At 65.3% G+C, this 20,162-nt stretch carries 18 protein-coding genes; 12 read left to right on the top strand and 6 right to left on the bottom strand.

What is annotated here, in order from left to right; genetic code table 11:
• Nucleotides 1–5 precede the first annotated feature (5 nt).
• From AC07PA_RS27035 to AC07PA_RS27010, 6 genes are all read left to right on the top strand, one after another.
• Nucleotides 6–1,262 (top strand): hypothetical protein, encoded by a 1,257-nt coding sequence (locus AC07PA_RS27035; RefSeq protein ID WP_494609404.1) that lies wholly within the window; start codon nucleotides 6–8, stop codon nucleotides 1,260–1,262.
• Between the two features lie 137 nt (nucleotides 1,263–1,399).
• Entirely contained in the window at nucleotides 1,400–1,555 is a 156-nt protein-coding gene (locus AC07PA_RS27030; RefSeq protein ID WP_179679810.1) for a hypothetical protein, read from the top strand.
• Between the two features lie 645 nt (nucleotides 1,556–2,200).
• Nucleotides 2,201–3,688 (top strand): hypothetical protein, encoded by a 1,488-nt coding sequence (locus AC07PA_RS27025; RefSeq protein WP_494609405.1) that lies wholly within the window; start codon nucleotides 2,201–2,203, stop codon nucleotides 3,686–3,688.
• 23 nt (nucleotides 3,689–3,711) lie between these two features.
• The gene (locus AC07PA_RS27020) at nucleotides 3,712–4,002 is read left to right on the top strand and encodes a hypothetical protein (RefSeq protein ID WP_494609406.1); all 291 of its coding nucleotides are present in this window, start codon (nucleotides 3,712–3,714) and stop codon (nucleotides 4,000–4,002) included.
• Between the two features lie 337 nt (nucleotides 4,003–4,339).
• Complete coding sequence (locus tag AC07PA_RS27015) at nucleotides 4,340–4,585, top strand: hypothetical protein (protein WP_494609407.1); 246 nt, start codon at nucleotides 4,340–4,342, stop codon at nucleotides 4,583–4,585.
• Nucleotides 4,586–5,071: 486 nt separating this feature from the next.
• Complete coding sequence (locus AC07PA_RS27010; protein ID WP_494609408.1) at nucleotides 5,072–5,302, top strand: hypothetical protein; 231 nt, start codon at nucleotides 5,072–5,074, stop codon at nucleotides 5,300–5,302.
• Nucleotides 5,303–5,464: 162 nt separating this feature from the next.
• On the opposite strand, the gene AC07PA_RS27005 is transcribed toward AC07PA_RS27010, so the two are convergent.
• Nucleotides 5,465–7,120: a hypothetical protein gene (locus AC07PA_RS27005; protein ID WP_494609410.1), complete on the bottom strand. Its 1,656-nt coding sequence runs from the start codon at nucleotides 7,118–7,120 to the stop codon at nucleotides 5,465–5,467.
• A 253-nt stretch (nucleotides 7,121–7,373) separates the two neighbouring features.
• On the bottom strand, nucleotides 7,374–9,806 hold the full coding sequence (locus tag AC07PA_RS27000) for a PAS domain S-box protein (protein ID WP_494609411.1): 2,433 nt from the start codon (nucleotides 9,804–9,806) through the stop codon (nucleotides 7,374–7,376).
• Nucleotides 9,807–10,072: 266 nt separating this feature from the next.
• On the opposite strand from AC07PA_RS27000, the gene AC07PA_RS26995 reads away from it, so the two are divergent.
• From AC07PA_RS26995 to AC07PA_RS26985, 3 genes are all read left to right on the top strand, one after another.
• A complete protein-coding gene (locus tag AC07PA_RS26995; protein ID WP_494609412.1) occupies nucleotides 10,073–11,305 on the top strand; it encodes an NAD(P)/FAD-dependent oxidoreductase in 1,233 nt (410 codons plus the stop codon).
• 160 nt (nucleotides 11,306–11,465) lie between these two features.
• Entirely contained in the window at nucleotides 11,466–12,242 is a 777-nt protein-coding gene (locus tag AC07PA_RS26990) for a hypothetical protein (protein WP_494609413.1), read from the top strand.
• Nucleotides 12,243–12,530: 288 nt separating this feature from the next.
• On the top strand, nucleotides 12,531–13,340 hold the full coding sequence (locus AC07PA_RS26985) for a hypothetical protein (protein ID WP_494609414.1): 810 nt from the start codon (nucleotides 12,531–12,533) through the stop codon (nucleotides 13,338–13,340).
• A gap of 93 nt (nucleotides 13,341–13,433) precedes the next feature.
• Here the strand turns inward: AC07PA_RS26985 and AC07PA_RS26980 are convergent, their stop codons facing one another.
• The gene (locus AC07PA_RS26980; protein ID WP_494609415.1) at nucleotides 13,434–13,838 is read right to left on the bottom strand and encodes a hypothetical protein; all 405 of its coding nucleotides are present in this window, start codon (nucleotides 13,836–13,838) and stop codon (nucleotides 13,434–13,436) included.
• A 219-nt stretch (nucleotides 13,839–14,057) separates the two neighbouring features.
• On the opposite strand from AC07PA_RS26980, the gene AC07PA_RS26975 reads away from it, so the two are divergent.
• From AC07PA_RS26975 to AC07PA_RS26965, 3 genes are all read left to right on the top strand, one after another.
• Nucleotides 14,058–14,810, top strand: coding sequence for a hypothetical protein (locus AC07PA_RS26975; RefSeq protein ID WP_494609416.1), 753 nt, complete (start codon nucleotides 14,058–14,060; stop codon nucleotides 14,808–14,810).
• A gap of 169 nt (nucleotides 14,811–14,979) precedes the next feature.
• Nucleotides 14,980–16,455, top strand: a complete 1,476-nt coding sequence (locus AC07PA_RS26970) for a zinc metalloprotease (protein WP_494609417.1) — start codon at nucleotides 14,980–14,982, stop codon at nucleotides 16,453–16,455.
• Between the two features lie 297 nt (nucleotides 16,456–16,752).
• Nucleotides 16,753–17,055 carry a hypothetical protein gene (locus tag AC07PA_RS26965; RefSeq protein WP_494609418.1) on the top strand — a complete coding sequence of 101 codons (303 nt, stop codon included), beginning with the start codon at nucleotides 16,753–16,755 and terminating at the stop codon, nucleotides 17,053–17,055.
• Nucleotides 17,056–17,167: 112 nt separating this feature from the next.
• Here the strand turns inward: AC07PA_RS26965 and AC07PA_RS26960 are convergent, their stop codons facing one another.
• The 3 genes from AC07PA_RS26960 to AC07PA_RS26950 all read right to left on the bottom strand — a co-directional run bounded on the left by AC07PA_RS26960 (nucleotide 17,168) and on the right by AC07PA_RS26950 (nucleotide 20,153).
• A complete protein-coding gene (locus AC07PA_RS26960) occupies nucleotides 17,168–17,506 on the bottom strand; it encodes a hypothetical protein (RefSeq protein ID WP_494609419.1) in 339 nt (112 codons plus the stop codon).
• 37 nt (nucleotides 17,507–17,543) lie between these two features.
• The gene (locus tag AC07PA_RS26955) at nucleotides 17,544–18,680 is read right to left on the bottom strand and encodes a hypothetical protein (RefSeq protein WP_494609420.1); all 1,137 of its coding nucleotides are present in this window, start codon (nucleotides 18,678–18,680) and stop codon (nucleotides 17,544–17,546) included.
• 81 nt (nucleotides 18,681–18,761) lie between these two features.
• The gene (locus AC07PA_RS26950; protein WP_494609421.1) at nucleotides 18,762–20,153 is read right to left on the bottom strand and encodes a hypothetical protein; all 1,392 of its coding nucleotides are present in this window, start codon (nucleotides 20,151–20,153) and stop codon (nucleotides 18,762–18,764) included.
• Between the last annotated feature and the right edge of the window lie 9 nt (nucleotides 20,154–20,162).

Raw genomic sequence — 20,162 nt, 5'->3', positions numbered from 1 at the left:
ACAGCATGGGCCTGCTCGCACAGCGCCGCGGCCGGGTGGTGGTCACAACCCCGGCCGACATCCAGGCGCACTGGAAGCCCCTGATCGGCGAAGTCGACATGGGCTCTCAAGACACAGGTCTGGCCCAGAGGCTCTTCGACCCTAGGAACCTGTTCACGGTCTCGCAGGAGATCGCGTTGGGGCGCAAGCATGGCAAGGCGGTGCTGGGCGAGGCGGGGTGGAAGCAACTGCATGAGGTGATCGGCAGTTGGGCGAACAGGCCCGAGGGGAGCCTGGAGCGGAGAGTCCACGACGAGGCCGCAGCGCGCGTGCAGGCTTCACGCCAAGGCAACGCAGATGCTGCCGCCTACAGCAGCGAAGAACTGTTCCCCTATGCCGTGCAGGTGGCGATGGAGCTGGGCGTGCAGCCTACGGCGCTGATGCCGAACAACTCGGTGCGGGGTTGGCTGGCGCGCGTGCGGGGATCGCTGCAGGCCGTGCTCGGCAAGCTGACCGAGAATCCGCAGGCGTTCGATGGGCAGGATCTGGTGGACCTGGCGTTTGGCATTGCGCAGCAAGAGCGCGCAGAGGCTGCAACGGTTCAGTGGCAGGGCGATGTGGTCGGGCCCACGGGCGGCAGCGCAAGTCATTCCACGCCTTATCCCTCGTACTCTTCACCGCCCCGCCCCCTCCAGATGAGCCGCGATGCAGGCAAGGACGGTGCGGGGACTGCGAAGGAGAAAGGCCCGCTGGGGTCGGAGAACAATCCGCGTCCGGTTCCGCTCACGGACTTCAGGGTTCGAATAACTACGGACAACGACCCAAGTAACGCCATTACGATGCTCGTGGACGGAGAGGATGTTGATTTTGCCAGCGTGGAAATAACAGATAACGGCCCAATTTTGAGCATTTCAAAAAGGTCAAAAATAAAATCAACAGAGGAGCACGTGATAATCAACGCCCCTGGAGTGACCGAGGCAATATTGAGAAAATTGATTTCTTATTACATTGAAACTACGGGGAGCCCCCCGATTGCCTTGCCTGGCAAGCTGGCTGAAGAAAATCTCAAAAATTTCCAAAAAGAATTCGACAAGCATCGCAAAAGCAATCACAATGGAACGAAAAATGATTGGGCACAGGCCGCGATAAGAGATATATCGTTCGGCAAGGCCAGGGGGAAAGTTGGATACGAGGCCTTCGAGATAACATTGAAGGACCCTATTGACGCCGATGGACTCAAGGATGCTCCTAGCAAGGTTAATATAATTGCCAGGAAAAAATAACTGTTAAAGGATTTGCTATGGCTGGGTTATATGATTCCACTCTAGAGTTCCTGAATCGTGATCTTGGGAGGGATGTTTCTCAGGAAGGGGGAAGCTGTCGTGATTACAGAGATGTATACAACCTACATCTGGAGGACGTGCGCAAACTTGCACGATTGGATGCGGAAAAATACATAAGATATCTCCTCGGAAAAGGGGCAAGTCTTGGAAATGCAAAACTCTTTGTGTACTTTGTCGCAAAGGAAGGAATGGACATTGATCACTGGATGAAAAATTATTACGACAAAGAATGAAATAAATTTCTACGATTCTTGAATCGCTGGAAGTGATGGGTGCGTCGGTTCTGGCACGCAGGAATCGATGGGGAAACCCCTGGAGGGAAGAGCGAGGCCATAGGCGCGCTCGGGATCCGTCCAGTTGGTCGTTTAATGGGTGAGTTAAGGTTGACGAGCTACTCGCCGTCCTGAAAAAACCCACTTCCCGCAAGCGCACCTGCAACAGCGCCCCAGCCCCAGGCCACCGCCCCCATAGACGCACAGGTCCAGGCCCTGGACTCCGGCATGCTCGTGGTCGGAGGCGACCAGACCACCATCCTGGCGCACCTGCAGGCCGGCGGCGTGCTCGGTGCCGAGCCATTCGCAGGCGTGACCCTGGTCCCCGTGGACCAGGCGGCACTGGCACAGCAGGTGCCCAGCCGCCCACCCGCTGCACCGGCTGGCCCGGTTGGCACGCAGGCAGATCGGGGGTCTCAGCGCGCATCGGCAACGGCCACCTTGCCCCGGGCCAGAACTGCCGCACAGCTTGCGCCCACCGCGACCCAAGCACCAACGGCTGGCAGTTCCATAGGTGGCCCCAGCCCAGTGGGCGCCAGTGCACCTCGTACTGAGGTGCGGCATGGCTTGCCCGCGAGCGCTGCAGCGTCTCAGCCTGTGCCCGTCATGGAGATGCAACGCGACGGCACGCTGATGGTCAAAGGCGACCCCGTACAGCTGCAGGAGCGCCTGCGCCAAGGCGGCGTGGAGCGCGTGCTGCGGCGCAAGGGCGGCGTGCTCGTTGGGCTCGACCAAGTGCACAAGGCGCGGCAGTTGCTGCAGAAGCCGCCGCCACGCGACTCGGCGTCGGCAGGCCCATCCCTGCCCTCTCAGCCTTCCCTTGCCTCCCTATCGGGCCAGCAATTCAGCCGCAGCGCGCCAGATCAAGCTTCACGGGCCAATGGCCTGCCGTCGAGGCCCGCCACCGTGCAGTCCGTAAAGGCTGCCGTGGCCAAGCTCACCAACAGCATGGGCCTGCTCGCAGAGGGCCGTGGCCGCGTGGTGGTTGCCACCTCGGCCGACATCCAGGTGCACTGGGAGCCCTTGATTGGCGAAGTCGACATCGGCTCGCAGGACACGGGACTGGCCCGGGGCTTCTTCGATCCGCAAACCAACACCGTCTTCCTAATCGCCGACCACATCGAGGCCGGCCAGGAGATGGCCGTGGCCGCGCACGAGCTGGTGCACAAGCATGGCGAGGCGGTGCTGGGCGAGGCGGGGTGGAGGCAACCGCACGAGGTGATCGGCAGCTGGGCGAACAGGCACGAGGGGAGCCTGCAGCGGCGGGTCTACGACGAGGCCACAGCGCGCGTGCAGGCTTCGCGGCCAGACAGCGCAGATGCTGCTGCCTACAGCAGCGAAGAACTGTTCCCCTATGCCGTGCAGGTGGCGATCGAGCTGGGCGTGCAGCCTACCGCACTGATGCCGAACAACTCGGTGCAGGGCTGGCTGGCGCGGGTGCGGGCCGCCATGCGCGAGGCATGGGACAGGCTCACGAACAAACCGGAGCTGTTCGACAGCCAAGACCTGGTGGACCTGGCATTCGCGGTGGCGCAGCGGGAGAACCCGGCATATGCCAGCGAGTTCGACGGGCCCTCAACCCCTGCCACGCCAAGGCCGGGCATAACGGCCCAGCAAGCGCAGGACATTGTGGACCAGGCGCTCGATGGTCTGGGGATGCGTGGGGCGGTCACGCCAATGATCGTGCAAAACCCAACGGCTGCTGGTCTCGTCGCGCCTGAGAGCATGCCAAGTGGCGGGGTAAGTGAGGGAAGGCTCTATCTTTTCCTTGAGGGAATCAGGGATGAGGTTGAGGGGTTCAGGGTCGTATTCCACGAACTTTTTCATTTGGGCCTCAGTCAATCGGTCACATTGCAAGAATACCGCCAAACCATGCTGCATCTGCTGACAGATCCACTGGTGCGCAAATACGCGGCACGCTGGAAAAATTCGGAGGATGGACAGCACCGCCGCGGCTCAATGCCTGTGAATAACTGGCATGCGCTGGCCGTGGAAGAGGCACTTGCGGACATGGCTGAGGTAATTCACCATCAACGTGGTGGCATAGGTACCCGGAAATGGCGGCCTGGGTGCGCCGCACGATTGCCTGGATAGCCGATCTGGCACACCAGTGGGGCATGCCCAAGGTGGCCCGGCGACTGCGCGGCATGACGCTGACTCAGGCCGAGGCTTTCGTTGTGGGCACGGTGCTCAAGGCCCGTACGGGCGCGCCGGTGCTTTTGCCGGATGCGCGCTGGGCAACTTCGCGTGAAGAAGGTAAGAATCCAGATCTCACCCAGCAGTTGGATGAGGCATCTCAAGGGCCACCTATACCCAGGTTGGATGTAAGTGAGCGATTTATTATCAACCGATCTGATGGCCTGATTAATATCGACTATCTTGACGCAGAAAATGGAATCATGGTTTGAATGCCTACGTCAATCGAGACGGAATTCTCTTATGCGAGATACGTGCTCAAGGCGACGCGTCCGTCCTAGGGTCAGGTATAGACATTTTTGCCAGCTTGATGCAGGGAATAAAAATTGAAAATATTGAGATTAATAGAGTCAACGGGCTATGGGATTCTGGAACCGACAGCGTCAATTCTGCCGAATTCGTACGAAATATCAACGCCGGAATGACAAAGGAGCGAGCTGCAATGAGTACATGGACGGGTAGGGCTGTCTCAAAATACGGTTACACTCAAGTCTTGGTTCCAGCCCCAATGGGGCGCGTGCAGTTTGCTTATTTTAGGAGGCCGAATTTATGATGGAACTAACTCAGGGCGTAGCTGCATCCGTTTTATTTAGGGATATGCTGAAGAAAGATCCAACCTTGACGGGGCGAGATCTTTCTCATCTTCTTGCCATGCAATATCCAGAGTTGGATGCTGGAGCAATTCAATTGGTTCGACGCTGGGTCGGAGTTCGAGCGCAGGGGGGGATTCCAGATTCGGACCTGGATACGGTAATGACAGAGCTTTTACGGTTATCCGGATATCTGAAACAGTGAGTTGAGGTTGACGAGCTACTCGCCCTCCTGAACAGAGCCACTTCACGCCAGCACAGGTCCAGGTCCAGGACTCGGGCATGCTCGTCGTCGGCGGCGATCAGGCCACCATCGTCTCGCACTTGCATGCTGGCGGCGTGCGCGGTGCCGAGCCATTCGCGGGCGTGACCCTGGTGCCCGTGGACCAGGCGGCACTGGCACAACGGGTCTTGCTTCGCCCATCGCGCGCTCTGGCGCCATCAGGCCAGTTGGCAGGTCATTCATCGGTGTCTGCAAATAGCGACGGGACTACTGCGCAAAGGCACGTGCGCGACACATCTGGTGAACGAGGATCCGGGCCCCATACTGGGGATCGCCAGGGGCATTCCCGCTAAACTTTCCGTGATGACGAAGTCCCCACCCGCCCTGCCCCATCCGTTGACCGGCATGACACGGATTCCGCCTCACCAGAACCGGTCGCTCCTGTCAGTGCGCGAGTCGGAGACACGCATGGATTACTACGATCCGGGCGGGCCGTTGATCTGGGAGTCGGACGAACAGGACGCGGTGGACGGGGCGACTTTGGCCCAGACAGAACTGCCGCAGATACCTCAAGGCACGGCAGTGGCCGCTTTTCCCTCCACGAGCCCGCCCAGCCCGACGATGGATACTCTGCGGGCACCGCACAACCAGCCAGAGCAACTGCTGGCGGAGCGCGCCGTGGAGGGGCGGGCCAAGTAGGGCCCGCGGCACCCCGGGCCACTCTTGTCGGACTTGGAATCGCCGAGCGCGTCGAGCTTGCCGGCAGCCAGGCCCTTGTCAGTGAACGGGTAGATTCGCCAGAACAACTTTGCCTGCCGACCGTTCAACGGCTGTGGCCCATGGCGTACCGCCCGCCCTCCTCTACCCGCCCGTGCGCCGCCACACCAGCCCCAGCGCCTTGAATTTCTGCCAAGCGGTGGCGCGTTCGTCCGAGAGCACGTCGAGAAAGTCCGACAGGCGCTTGGACTTGACCATGGTGTAGATTGTCAGCGCGGTGGTCAGCACGAACACGAGGGCGAAGATGCCCAGCTTGCGGCCCAAAGGCGCGTCGGCCTCGGCCAGCAGGTTCATGCCCAGGAAGCCCGTGGTCACGGTGCCGATCAGGCCGAAGATGGTCACGACCGTGAGCCGCACGACGGTATTGGCCTGGCGGCGCAGGCTGTCGGCGTCCAGGTACTGGTTCATTTCGCCGATGCGCTCCTTGACCTCCGTGTACAGCGGGTCCAGCCCGAGGTGGTTGGCGCACATGCGGAACAGGGCGCGCACCTGGGCCTGTTCGGACACTTCGTGGAACCAGTAGCGGTGCGTGAAGCGCAGAAAACCGGCAAAGCTGTCGCGGATGGTGCGCTTGAAACGGCGCACGCTGGCGGCATCGGCAATGTCCAGGTCTTTCAGGGCCTCGGCCAGCCGGTCCGAGAACATCAGCAGCGCCGCCTTCTGGAAATGCGCGATCAAGAAGAGCAAAAAATGCTGGTGCCTGAACTGCGCCAGCACGCCCCGGTCGCGGCAGACATAGAACGGGCTGCCGGCATCGCCCAGCACCAGCAGCGAATGGCCGCTGCACAGGTAGCGCGTATTGGGGGCGGCGCCGCTGCCGCTCCAGAAGCGGTCGTAGCAGAAGCGCTTTTCGAAGTCGTCCAGGTACTCTTCGGCGTAGGGCAGGCCGGTGCCGTCGCCGGACATGGGGGCACCGGTCACCAGGCCAAGGCGCACGAAGTCGCTGCGGCTGAGTGCGAGCGGGTCGTCCAGCGCCAGAAAGGCCAGCTGCGGCATGCGGTAGTACTCGATCTGGCGGTAGCGCAGGGGGCCGCTGCGCTCGGAATGGTCGCTCACCAGCGGCTCCAGCAGCCAGGCCCAGTGCGCTGCGATGCGTGGGGCGCGGTGGCTGCTGACATGGGCCATGAAGAGGTCGCGCTGGTTGGCATCGGACTGGGCCAGCACCTGCCCGGCGGCGCCCAGCCACTCGGCGCTGTACAGGCAGTGCTGGGCATGGCCCTGCGCATCCCAGCCGGCGGGATAGCCGCGGCCGAAGCGGTACAGCAGCTCCTGCGCCTGGTCGAGCGCCAGGTCGCGGGCGCTGACCTCGACATTGAGCAGCACCAGGTCCAGGTCGAGAAAAAAGTACAGGTCCACGTGGACGATGTCGAGCATGATCGGCGCGTCGCCGGGGCGCAGCACCGCCCGCACGGCGCTGACGTCGCTGCGCCGGAACACCCGCATCGGCGAGCCGGTGGCGCTGCTGCCTGGCTGGCTGCGGCCTTCGCCATACAGGAACCGCTGCACGTAGGGCAAAAAGGTGACGAACTCGTTGTAATGGCGTTCGTGAAAGCGGCTGCTGTCGCCCGTGAATTCGTCCACCACCTCGCGCCAGGGCGAGGCCTCCTCGCCCATGTCCGCCAGCAGTTGCCAGGGCTTGGCGTGCCGGCCTTCGGAGCCCCGCACCGGCATCAGGCGCAGGGGCCACAGCAGGACCTGGCGAAACTCCCGCACGCAGACGGGATGGGAATCAGCTGGCATGGGCAGGTCTTTCGTCGGGGTCGCGGGTTTCGTGGCAAGGCACCAAGGGCTGGACTGTAGCGACGATGCTACCCAAAACAGAAGGGGGATGGGGTTGCACAGCACTGTGCTGCAGGCGCCGCCATGCGTGTGCCAAGCCTGCGCGCCATGGCTGCTGCTGCTACAAGCCCCGGCGCGTGGTGGTGACCCGGGGGTGCCTGCCGCCTCTGGCCACTGACTGCACCGAGGCGCGGCAACTCAGGGGCCAGCCATTTCAGGCGCGCCTGCCCCGTCCGGCCGCCTTGGCGCGGTACAGCGAGGCATCGGCGCGCTCCATGAGGCCGCGCCAGCCGTCGTCGCCCGCAAAGGCCACGCCCACGCTGGCGCCGATGAGCACCCTGCGCCCGCCCAGGTCGAAGGGCTTGGCGGCGGTGGCCACGAGCTTGTCGGCCACCTGCTCGGCGGCGGCGCGGCTGGGCATGCCGCCCAGCACCACCACGAACTCGTCGCCGCCCACGCGGGCCACCAGGTCCATGGGCCGCACCAGCGCCAGGAAGCGCGCGGCCACGGCCTGCAGCAACTGGTCGCCCACTGGGTGGCCCCAGGTGTCGTTGACGGGCTTGAAGCGGTCCAGGTCCACGTACAGCATGGCCACGCCGTGGGCCTCGCCGATCGGTATGCGCTGCAGGTAGGCCTCCAGGCCCTGCCGGTTCACCAGGCCGGTGAGGCCGTCGCGCTCGCTCAGGCCGATGAGGCGCGACTCGCGCTGGCGGTGGATGGTGACGTCGTCCAGCACGGCGATGAAGCCGTCGGGCGTGCCGCCTTCCGACAAGCGGGGCACCAGGGTGATGGCCATGTTGCGCTGGCGCCCGCCCAGGTGCAGGTCGAGCTCGAACGTGGTGGGCTCTCCGCCCTGCGCCTTCTGGATGTGGGCCATGCTGCCCTGCAGCTCCTGGATGGGCATGACCTCGCCGATCCTGTGGCCCACGATCTCTGCGCGCGAGGGCCCCACCAGCTTCTCGAAGGCGGAGTTGACGAACTCGTAGCGGCCCTCCCGGTCGACCACGGCGATGACGTCCGGGATCGCCTCGGCAATGGAGCTGAGCGTGCGCTGCTGGCGAAACAGGTCGGCGCGGGCGCGCTGCTGCGCCGAGATGTCGCGCATCACGGCGGTGTAGCGCACCACCTGGCCGGTGGCGTCCTTGTGCGACAGCACCGAATGGTCCACCGCGATCGGCTGGCCGGCCACTAGCACGGTGCTCTCGCCCATCCACACGCCGGTCTTGTGCACCGAGGGCATGACCTCGTCGCGGTAGCGGCGCGTGGTCTCGGGCGTATTGAAGTCGATGAAGCGGTGCTGCGTGACGTCGTAGCCGGCATCGTAGCCCTGGGCCTGGCGCGCGGCCGGGTTCATGTAGGTCACGCGGCCGTCCTTGTCGGCCTGCACCACGTAGTCGGGCGTGGCCTCCAGGATCTGGGTGAGCATGTGCAGCGATTCCTCGGCCCGCTTGCGGCCGGTGATGTCCTGCAGCGCGCCGACCACGCGCACCGGCGCGCCGTGTTCGTCGTACTCGGTGTTGCCGATGGCACGTGCCCACACGCGCCGGCCGTCGGGGGTGCGCAGGGGGGCCTCGATCTCCCACTTCTGGCCGTCCTCGATGCCTTGCTCGAAGGCGGCGATGAGCCGCTCCTGCGCACCCTCTTCGTAAAAGCCGACCACACCGGGCAGCGTGGGCACGAAGTCATCGTCCACGCCGTGGATGCGCCGCACCATGGGCGACCAGTGCACCGTGCTGGCGGGCAGATCCACCGTCCACGAGCCCACCAGCGCGAGCTCGCCGGTGCGCTGCAGCAGGTCCTGGTTGGCGCGCAACTCGCGCTCCACCGCCTGGCGCTGGCTGGTGTCGCGGATGAAGGCCGTGGCGCCGATGCCGCCAGCCATGCGCAGCGGCGCGATGGACAGCTCCACCGGCAGGCGGTACCCGTCCTTGTGCAGCGCATCCACCTCGAAGCGCCGGCGCAGCACCGGGCCTTCACCCGTGCGCTGCAGCCGCGCCATGCCGTAGAGGTGGGCGCTGCGCATCTCGGGCGGGATGATGAGCTCGTGCATGGGCCGGCCGATGGCTTCGTCGTAGCTCCAGCCCAGCGCGGCCTGCGCCTGGGGGTTCCACTCGGTGATGAAGCCGCCGGGGTCGATGCTGACAAAGGCGTCCTGCGTGCTGGTGAGCATGCTCTGCAGCGTCTCGTCGCGCGCAGGCCCATCCGGCGCATCGCTGTGCAGGGTGCCCTTGGCGAGCAGGCCGGGCACCGGTGCCAGCGGCTGGCTACCCAGCGCCATGCGCGCATCCCAGCGCGGGCGCTGGTTGGCAAAGGCGCTGTGCGTGCTGCGGATGGCGGCCGCATCGTCGAGCGTGCCCACGGCCACCTGGGCCACGCCGGGCTGGGCATCCTCCAGGCGAAACAGCTGGCTGCCGCACTCGGGGCACAGCTGGCGTGCCCCATGCTCGGACGAGCGCCAGGTGTGCACCGCACCATAGACGCGCAGGGTGGCCCGGTCGCCGTCAACCCAGGCCATGCCGGCACCGCCGGAGGCCCTGCGGCAGGTCTCGCAGTAGCACACCGAGGCCTCCAGCTCCAGCGCGTGCACTGCGTATTCGACACGGCGACAAGCGCAGTGGCCTCTCAATACAACGGGAGCCGTCCTCATACGCAACCTTTGTCCCAGGGGCGGGGATCGACGCAAACGGCCCAGCGCGGCGCGGGCCCGTGGTGGAAAGGTAACCGGTCTTGCCGCCCGGCCTTGTAGGACAGCTCCTATCCGGGCCGACTGTATCGCGTTGGTGTGGCATGGCAAGTGGCCAATGTCAGGGCGCGGTGGCCGCGGGCAGCGATTGCCGATACGGCAATCGAGGGTTCGAAAAACAGCGCAACGCAGTGGGTTTGCCTTGCGCGGGCCGGCACAATAATCACCCCATGGAAACCATTGTTCTCGGCGCCGGCATGGTCGGCGTCAGCACCGCCCTGGCGCTGCAGCAGCGCGGCCACGCCGTGACCCTCGTCGACCGCAAGGCCCCGGGCCAGGAGACCTCGTACGGCAATGCCGGCATCATCCAGCGCGAGGCCGTGCAGCCCTACGCCTTTCCGCGCAACATCGCCACGCTGGCACGCATCGCCACGGGCCTGAGCAACGACGCCCACTACCACTGGGGCGCCCTGCTGCGCCTGGCGCCGCAGCTGCTGGGCTACTGGGCGGCTTCAGCGCCCGCGCGCTACGCGCCCATCGCCCAGGCCTACAGCCGCCTGATCGCCCACTGCCTGACCGAGCATGGCGGCTGGATCGAGGCGGCCGGCGCCGCCGACCTGGTGCACCAGCAAGGCTGGATGCAGCTGTACCGCACCGCCCCGGTGTTCGATGCGGCAGCCACGCAGGCCCGCGCCACCGCGGCAGCGCACGGTCTGGCCTGCCAGGTGCTGGACACGGCCGCCCTGGCCGCCGCCCAGCCCGTGCTGCAGATACCGCTGGCCGGCGCCGTGCACTGGCAGGACCCATGGAGCGTGCGCGACCCCGGCGAGCTGGTGGCGCGCTATGCGCGGCTGTTCGTGCAGCGCGGCGGGCACCTGGCCACGGGCAACGCGATGGCGGTGCGGCAGGAGGGCAGCGGCTGGGCCGTGCAGGTGGACTCTGGCAGCATCAGCGCGCAGCACGCCGTGATTGCCCTGGGCCCCTGGGCCGGCGCGCTGACCACGCGCCTGGGCTACCGCCTGCCGCTGTTCAGCAAACGCGGCTACCACCGCCACTTCGCCGGCGGCCCCAGCCTGAACATGCCCGCGCTGGACATCGAACGTGGCGTGATGCTGGCCCCCATGGCGCGCGGCCTGCGCCTGACCACCGGGGCCGAGTTCGCGCTGCTGGACGCCCCCGCCACCCCCGTGCAGTTGCGCCGCGCCGAGCAGTCCACACGCGAACTGCTGCTCCTGGGCGAGCCCGTGGAGGCCACGCCCTGGCTGGGCGCGCGCCCCTGCACCGCCGACATGCTGCCCGTGCTGGGCAAAGCGCCGCGGCACACGGGCCTGTGGTTCAACTTCGGCCACGCACACCAGGGCTTCACCCTGGGCCCGGTCACCGGCCGGCTGGTGGCCGAGCTCATCAGCGGCGAGGCGCCGTTCGTGGACCCGGCGCCTTATTTGGCGCAGCGGTTCATGTGATGCGGTACTGACAGGGGCACGGACAATGGGCGGCAAGGTCCAAAGCCCATTGGTGATGGCGGGGGTTGGTGATTCGCAGATTTACGCGCAAGGTACAAACTGATACAACCAAGGCCAACTCCAAGATCGCAGGCTGGCTCCCCTTTCACTATCCACGTGCATGACACTGCTCAACGCAACCCTCCGGAAAATCGCTCCCGTCGCCGCAAGCATTTTTGCCGGCCTCACCGCCAGCCCCTCGTTGGCCAGCATCACCGCATCAGGCACCTTCAGCGGCCCGCCCCATGCACTGAACTTCGTGGCATCCGTGTCTGTCGACAGGGCCTTCCTGGGTGCCAAGCTGTACCTGGTCATGCAGCATGGACCCAACGTCTTCCTGCTCACACCGGATCGGGGCTTCGTGCTCTATACCGGCGATGAGATCCCGGAGTACAAAACCATCCGCCAGTCGGCAGAGATCATTCCGTTGCTGAACTGGAACGTCAGCGCCCTACCGGGCGCGGCGATACATGTGGGCTATGGCACGGACGCCTGGGACATGATCAACAGCGGGCGGTACAAGACGGTGAACATCACACCGCCATCGGACGGGCCTTTGCCCACCGTTCCCAATCCCTACGCAGCCCACAGCGGCGAATACCAGTGCATTGACCGGAACTACAGGCCAGGCTCGGTCACAGCCTGGATCAATGCCGAGGTTGCTGTGGTCGACACCATACGGCTGCCCGAAGCACGTTACACCCACTACAACGTGCCCTTTGGCCCGAACACAGGCATTGCAGTGGGCGAGCCTGTGAGGTCCTACCACAACGGTGTAGGAATCTACCCCCAGCGGATGGTGCTGATCGATCCCACGCTACAGGGCAAGTACCCGCTGATCATCACCCATCAGACCAATCGCAACGACACCACGCTCATCTGGTGGTGCCGGAAATAGCACGGTACCAAAGGCACTACAGCACGGGCTCTGCCACCTGCCCGCCAAGGCCACTGGCGCCAGCCCGGCCGCAGCACCCGCCCGATGCGCTGGGAGCCTCCTGCCCACATCCCCCATATTGGCGATTGCGGCCAGAGTCCTCTTGGCTTGAAATCAAGAAACCAATGGATACAAATGCGCCACTCAGGGCCCACGCCTTGCGCACGCAATTTTGTCCTCTTCAGCCCCCCCGCTGGCCACGACAACCCCAAGAAGCCTCCGCCAGCGCAACCTCGGTCCACCACCGCCATGCCCCTCACCCACCGTTTCAAGCACCTCGCCGCAACCACCGCCCTCGTCGTCGCCAGCCTGGGCGCTGCCAGCCCCGTGTGGGCCGACATCACCGCATCGGCCACGGCCAGCGGGCCGGCCAGCGCCTACACCCTGGTGGCCCGCATCACGCCCGACGCGCAGTACCTGGGCCGCGGCAAGCTGTACTTCGTGATGCTGCACGGTTCGCAGATCTATGTGCTGTCGGAGACCCGCGGGTTCCTTGCCTACACCGGCGGCGAGCCGGTGGAGTACCGCACAATCACCCAGGCCACCGAGACCATCACCGTGCAGGGCTGGAACACCGCGGCACAGGCCGGCGCATCCATCTTCGTGGGCTATGGCTCCGACGTGATGGACATGCTCAACAACGGCAAGTTCAAGCTGGTGGCCACGCTGCCGGCGGCGCCTGCCCCAGCGCCCGCGCCAGCCCCGGCACCGGCACCTGCGCCCGCCCCTGCACCGGCACCCAGCACCTCCTACTCGGCGCACAACGGCACCTACATGTGCTATGACGACTATGGCCGCTCGGGCACCGTCACCGCCACCTTCACGGCAACCCGGGCCGTGATCGACACCACGCGGCTGTCGACCATTCCGGACTACACGTACAACCTGCCGGTCACTTCCCTGGTCTACGAGCCCGGTGTCACGTTCTACACCAACCTGAGCTTTCCGCTGCGCGTGGTGGGGCTGGACCTGACACGCAGGAGCACGTACTCGCTGGTGATTGTCTACCAGGCCAGTGCGTACAGCACCGAGATTACCTACGGCTGCGCCAAGCGATAGCCAGCCCTGGGGCGGGCTGGTGGTGGATCGCTGCCACCGGCAGCGATTGCGGTGGATTTCTTGTTTCCCTGGAAGGCTGCCCGACCCGGCACACTAGACATTCACCGCCGCCCCATCCACCGCCCAGCGGCATTCCCCCATCCAGGTGGGCAGTGCGGGGTCGCGCACCACGGGCGCCAGGGCGCGCAGCGTGGTGTTCATCTGGCTGTCGAACCAGTGCAGCTTTTGCTCGGCGAACTGGATCGACGACAGCGCCTGCAGCACCAGCTTGCCGCCCTCTTCCACCGGCAGCGGCAGCGCCGCGTTGAACGCCATGTCCAGCGATGGGTGGTCGCGCACCAGCTCCTGCAGGAAGGCGCATGCCGCATCGATGGCCTGCGCATGCCGCGCATGGAAGGCCGGGCTCATCTCCTGCGCGCCCAGGAACTTGGCAACGCCCGCGAGCGACTCGAACGGGGTGGGCAGGCGGGTGGGGGTGGGGGTGGTCGGTGTGGGCATGGTGTCAGTCGGCTGGGCTGGGGTGACAACGGCAACAGCGCACGGGCGCCATCATGGCGGGCGCGCCATGCCACAGTATGCGCCCACCACAGGCCCGTCGGCCCCGGCAGGGTGCAAAATGCATTGCGCGTGCGTGCGTGCGCGCCAACAGCAGCGCCCTACCCCACGTAAACCACAGGCAACGCCACCGCGTTGAATGGCTTGTAACCGGACACCACCATGCTCCCTACCTTGCGCACCCTCGTGGTCAGCACCGCCCTGGCACTGGGCCTGGGCGCCACGCCCGCCTTTGCCCAGATCACCACGGTGGCCACCACCATCAGCGGCACCACGCAGGCCCTGAACTTCGCCGTCAGCGTGAGCCCTGAGTCGCGCTTCCTCGGCCAGGGCAAGCTGTACTTCGTGCTGCTGCACAACGGGCAGTTCTACCTGCTGTCCGAGACGCGGGGCTTCGTGCCCTACACGGGCGGCGAGATCCCCGAGTACCGCACCGTCCGCCAGCCGACCGAGACCATCGCGGTCAACAACTGGAACACCCGTGCGCAGCTGGGTGCCGCCGTCTTCGTGGGCTACGGCAGCGACTTCTGGGAAATGCTGAACAGCGGCCGCTACCGCCAGGTGGCCACCCTGGCGGAGTACCCCATTCCCCCCGGAGGAGGAGACCCGTACGCGGCCTTCAGCGGCAACTACCTGTGCTCCGGCGACACCGGCGCCACCTACAACGCCACCGCCACCTTCACGGCAGCGCAGGCGGTGGTGGACACCTCGCGCATCAACCCCATCCCGGTGCCCAGCCTCAGCCTGCCCTTCGACGGCCTGGGCAGCAGCGGTGACCGCATCTACGCCAACCGCGGCTTTCCGCTGTACCTGGTGTCGCTGGACACGGCCGCCGGCGCACGCTACCCGCTGGCCCTGGCTTACCAGGCCAACGATTTCAGCGCCTCGTACATCTTCGTCTGCGCCAGGCGCTGAGAGCGCCGTCCAGCCCCGTCCGGCGACCGCCTGTCGGCGCACAGCGCCATGTCGTGACATTTGGTTTCACGCCACAGCGCGCGCGACACCCCGGTGATAGATTCGCGCCTCGCCCGCCCCCGTGCCGGGCGCTAGCCGCCCGATCCCACGCCAACCCATCACGAACGACATGGCCGTTACCGTCTCCGACCTGCAGAACATGCGCTTTTCCGGCAACCCCCAGGCAGATGCCCTGCTGGGTGGCACGCCCATCTGGAACTTCTGGCCCGACGGCCGCAAGGTGATCTACTACACCTTCGACGCCAGCGCCGGCAGCGAGGCGACCAAGAAGACCGGCAGCGCGGTCACGGGCTTCAACGCCGACCAGAAACAGTCCACCCTGCAGATCCTGCAGCATGCTTCCGCTGTCACCGGTATCGTCTTCACCGAGGTCGCCACCTCGACCCAGGCCGACCTGCACTTCGCCGCCACCAACCTGCAGGGCCCCTCCACCGCGGGCCTGGCATCGTCGGGCTACGGCTACAGCTACTCCGGCCCCAACCAGACGGTGAACTCGCTGAACATCGAGGCCGTGGTCTACCTGGACAACGTGGAGCACGCCGGCATCAACAACCGGCCCACCGCCGGTGGCGCTGGCTACGAAGTGCTGCTGCATGAGGTGGGGCATGCGCTGGGCCTGTCGCACCCCTTCGACTCCTCGCACCCCCTGCCCGCGGGGCAGGACAACACCAACAACACCGTCATGTCGTACACGCATGCCGGCCCCGCCAAGACCACCTTCCAGGCCTACGACCTGCTCGCGCTGGACTGGCTCTACGGCCGCGATGGCCTGGGGGGCACCTACGGATTCAACTCCACCAAGGGCCCCACGCTGACCTTCGACACGGCGCCAGCCCCCGCTCCAGCGCCTGGCCCTGCCCCGGCACCCTCGCCCACGCCAGCCCCCAAGCCACCGGCCCCCGCACCGACGCCGACGCCGGCCCCCACGCCCCCCAAGCCAGTACCGACGCCCAGCAACCCCAACCAGCCCAGTGGCACCCAGGGCACGGCCGACGCCGACCTGTTCAACAGCAAGCCCGCCAGCGAAAGCTTCACCGGCGCCGCTGGCGTGGACACCCTGCTGGTCCACGGCGCCCGGGGCGGCTACACCCTGCAGCCCACCGGCAGCGGCACCTGGCGGCTCAATGACAAGGGCGCCGGCCTGGACGGCATCGACACCCTGCAGCAGATCGAGCGCGTGCGCTTTGCGGACCACTCCGTGGCACTGGACCTGGACGGGGCCGCCGGCACCGCCGCGCGCCTCATCAGCACCCTGCTGGGCTCCAACGCGCTGAACAACCGCGGGCTGGTGGGTGCCGTGATCAAGGCAGTGGACGAATCCGGTGCCACGCCCCAGCAACTGGCAGAGCTGGCCCTGGCCGCCGTGGCCGGCCCGTCCGCCACGCCCGAGCAGGTCGTGGCGCTGCTGTACGCCAACCTGTTCGGCACCGCGGCCGATGCCGCCACCGTGCAGAACCTGGCGGGCCTGCTCCAATCGGGCAACTACACCGGCGCATCGCTGACCTGGGCCGTGGCCAGCTCGGACCTCACTGCCAGCAAGATCAACCTGGTGGGGCTGAGCCAGACGGGGCTGGAATACGTCTGAGGGCCCTGCCGCGCGCCGCCGCCGGGCCTGTGGCCAGGGCGGGTAACGGCGCGTGCGCAGCAAGCAAGGCCCGGGTCGCCTCTGGCGCCAGATGGCGACGCCCCCCTTTTTGGGGGATATCGCCCACCAGCGATTTGCGCTCCAATCACTTTCGATGTTCCATGGCAAGCATTGTTTTGCCAGGGGCAGACATGCTCGCCCCGCGCGCGCCAGGCCCCGGGGAGCAACCGTACCCGCTGGAGCCATGGCCCCCGGGGCACAACGCCTGGCCAACCCAGTGACTGGGGCATACCCAACGTGATTACCGCACTCTTCGAATTCACCCGCGCCGGCGTCTGCAGGTTTGCACCCAGCGTATCCGCCTCCACGGACGCCCAGGCCGTGCTGCTCAACTGGGCCCTCATGGCCAACGACCGCTCATTCCGCGCGGTGCTCGACCTGCCTGACCGCCTGGTGGCCGAACTCAGCTGGAACGAGCGGCACGACACCGCCCAACGGAACGACCTCGACTCCTGGGCCCACCGCCTGGACGTCACCGTGTCCAACGCCCTGCGCATGTCGCAGGTCGACCGGCCCATCGCGCGGCCCCTGGCGGCGTAAAAGGCCTTACCCGCGCCAGGCACTGCCTGAGCCAGCCCGCCCCCCTCCCCCTGCAAGCACTTGGCAGGGCCTTATTAGACCGCCGAGGCAGTGAACAAAGCGGCCAGCCAGGCTACTCTGGATAGCTTGCCTTCCCTGCGCCAATGAAGACGGGGCCTTCACACCGGACCAAGAATCCGCTCGACCGGTCGCGAATCTCAAGCCCTTGCTCTCCTTCTGGCATGGCCACTATCTCGCATTGGATGTCACAGCCAGACCAGCGAACCGGACCACTTATATACACGCATTGCACAAATGTCACGCCAATGAAGTCCGTCGAACCGCCACTGCGCTGCAATCCGATGGTAAACCGGTCATGGCCATTGACATAGCCGGCAAAGAAAGCGTTTTCACCGCGCCACTCCGCAAAAAATGAAGCCAACCCATCCATACCTTTCTTTTTAAAATTCACTGCTTCACCTCTCATGAAACCGCTTTGGCAGAACCTTTCAGCAACCCAATGATTGGCATGCCTCTGTAAGGGCTGTCGGCAGGGGTTTTTTCGACGCGCTCCAGGACATGCCGGACAAATCGATTGATGATTTCCTTTTTTTATTCCGGTTGTTATTAGGAAGAAATCTCAAACAATCAGCAAGATGAATGGAAAAATCAATATCCCCTTCTCGCCGGTAGACTTCACCCCACAAATCCCTTTCAAGAGCTGCCCACGGAAATCGTGGGAGCATATGGCGATACCAGTAGCGCAGCTCAGGAAGCCTCGTGACCTGAAAGCTCAGCCGAAGAGCCCTTTGCATCAGTACCCGGTCACGAACTGCTCGCCTGAATCCAGCGTACTCCACCGGCTGCCCTCGCGCAATGTCGATATGCCCTTGCTTCTGTTGACCACCAGCCAGTCCAACGAAGATCTGTCCCCCTTGAATTACATAGTTGTAGGTTCCTTTTGCTGTCAGAGGCTCACCGGAGCCATAGATTTTCCACCGGCCATCACTCCCCTGCCTTAGCTCACCCCTCTTCAGCCTGCGCGGGTCGGGCTGGTCCGTGAACAAATTTACAAACTGCCCATCGGCATTTCGCAGTTGAGGACTGCTGCTACCAACAAGGAATGGCGCGGAGCCAGCATCCGTTTCTTGCTGCGTCGGCAAATTGCCTGCAGGTGGAGGTTCTCCAGGGGGATCCTCACGGGCCAACACGGAATGGAGTGCTGGTGGATGTGGGGAATCCAAGGAAGCGGCTTGCGCAAAATCCGGTGACGCCAGCAAACCCATTGCCAGAGCTGCCTCGTGCACCGGCACCTTCATTCCCTCAGAGAACCGTTTCGCGTCGCGCACGCCACCTGCGAGCAGCCCCGCCTCAATGGCATCTGGATCGCCACGCACAGCAAGCATGCCGGACGCAAGCTCAATGATCTGGTGGCCAACAGGTGCGGCGGGCGGCACGCCCGTGCCGTTGCGCCCAGGCAAGGAAAGCGGCAACGCCGCCAACGCCCGTTGCGCCTGCGCTGCTTGCTCTGGAGCCACCAACAGGCTGCGGTCAAACAGGAACACCTTGTCTACGCCTGCCTTGCCCAGAAAAGTTTCCAGCGCACGGGGATCACCCTCCACGCTCAGCGTACCTTTGTCGGTCAAGCGGACTGCACCGACAAAGGGTGCTACCGCAACGTCTGCGGGCGAACCCAGGGCTGTTTCGCCTTGTGGGACTGATTCATGCTAGCCTGGGACTTTGGCAGGAAGCTGTTGCCCGCCCATCGCCTCGGCCGGCTGGACGAAAGTCCCGACGTCGGTATGGTGCCCGGTAGGCGCCTCCGACACCTCCAGATCGCTGCCTGTCACAGCACGCGTTTCCTCTTCGACAGTGGAAGAGGCCACAGCTCGCAGCCCATTGGCATCCGAGCTGCGCGCTACAGTGCCGGGCGATCCGACGGGAGCGGTCGGTGCCGCCGTCTGGGCTGGCACGCGGGGCACAGGCAGAGCATCTGTACGCCTGCCATCGTTTTCGACAACATTTGCCGATGTTTTCCGCAAGGGATTGCGGGCCCCGCCCAGCTCGCCGACCACCTCCGCCAGCACCTGTCCGGGCTGGTCGATCTCGCCCTTTTGCACCAATTGCTTTCCGGCTTCACCGGCACTACCCAAAGCACCTTGCACACCGGCCTGCAGCGGCGCGTTGATGGCCTGGCGCGCGGCCTGGTTCTTGATGAGGCCCTTGGGCACCAGCGTCTTGCTCGCAATGCCGCCGGCGACTGCGTCCATCGTCCCCACGATGGTGCCGCCCTTCCCGGCATAGGCCGCGGCTTCGCGCAGCATCTTCGGATCGGCAAACAGCCTGCCCAGGCCTTCCTTGTCAGACGGATCCACGCCGTTGTCGCGCGCGAATTCACGGATGCCGCTGCCAAACTCGGTCAGCGCGCTGGTGCCGCCGGCCACAGCCGCGCCAGCAACGGGGCCCATCGTGGCAGCGGCGACGACCATCGGAATCATCTGCGCAGCGGACTGGGCCGTGACACCAGCGACCACCGCATAGGGGTCTTTCTTGAACACCTCCCAGGCTTCGCCAAAGCTCTTGGCCTCCAACACCGCGCGCACCTGCGGCCGCGTGGTCATGCGGCTTGCGGCATCGGCCAGGGCGCCGGCCTCAGCCGTGTCGACGGCCATACCACCAAGCCGCTGGGAGGCGTGCGCGATATAGGTGCGCAGGCCCTGCGCCTGGGTGCTGTCGCCCCGGCCTTCGCCTACCAGTTGGGCCAGCATCTCTTGGCGCTGCAGCAACTGGTGGGCCGCGGCGCTGGCGTTCATGGCCTGCAGGTTGGCGGAGGCGTTCTTTGCGCCGGCAAAGACTTCGTCGCGCAGTTGCGTGAACTCATCGCCCAAGCGGCCGAGCAAGCCCTTGCGTGCGGGGGCCTTGGACGCGGCACTTGCCATGCTGCGCGCGACGGGCGGCGCATCCGCCATGATCGATTGCACAGGGGCATCACCCGGCCGGGCCGCGCTCGGACGCCAACCGCCGTTCACAGGCACTGTGGGCGCCGCGTCCGGCCGCGAGGAAGGCGATTGCTGCACGCCATGCCCCGGCCCCAGCGCCACCAGCTCGAACTGGGCCAATCAACGTCT

It is taken from the genome of Acidovorax sp. GW821-FHT09B03, from assembly GCF_059418305.1.
The sequence above is the reverse complement of the archived record's forward strand: the minus strand, read 5'-3'. Positions and strand labels throughout refer to the sequence as shown.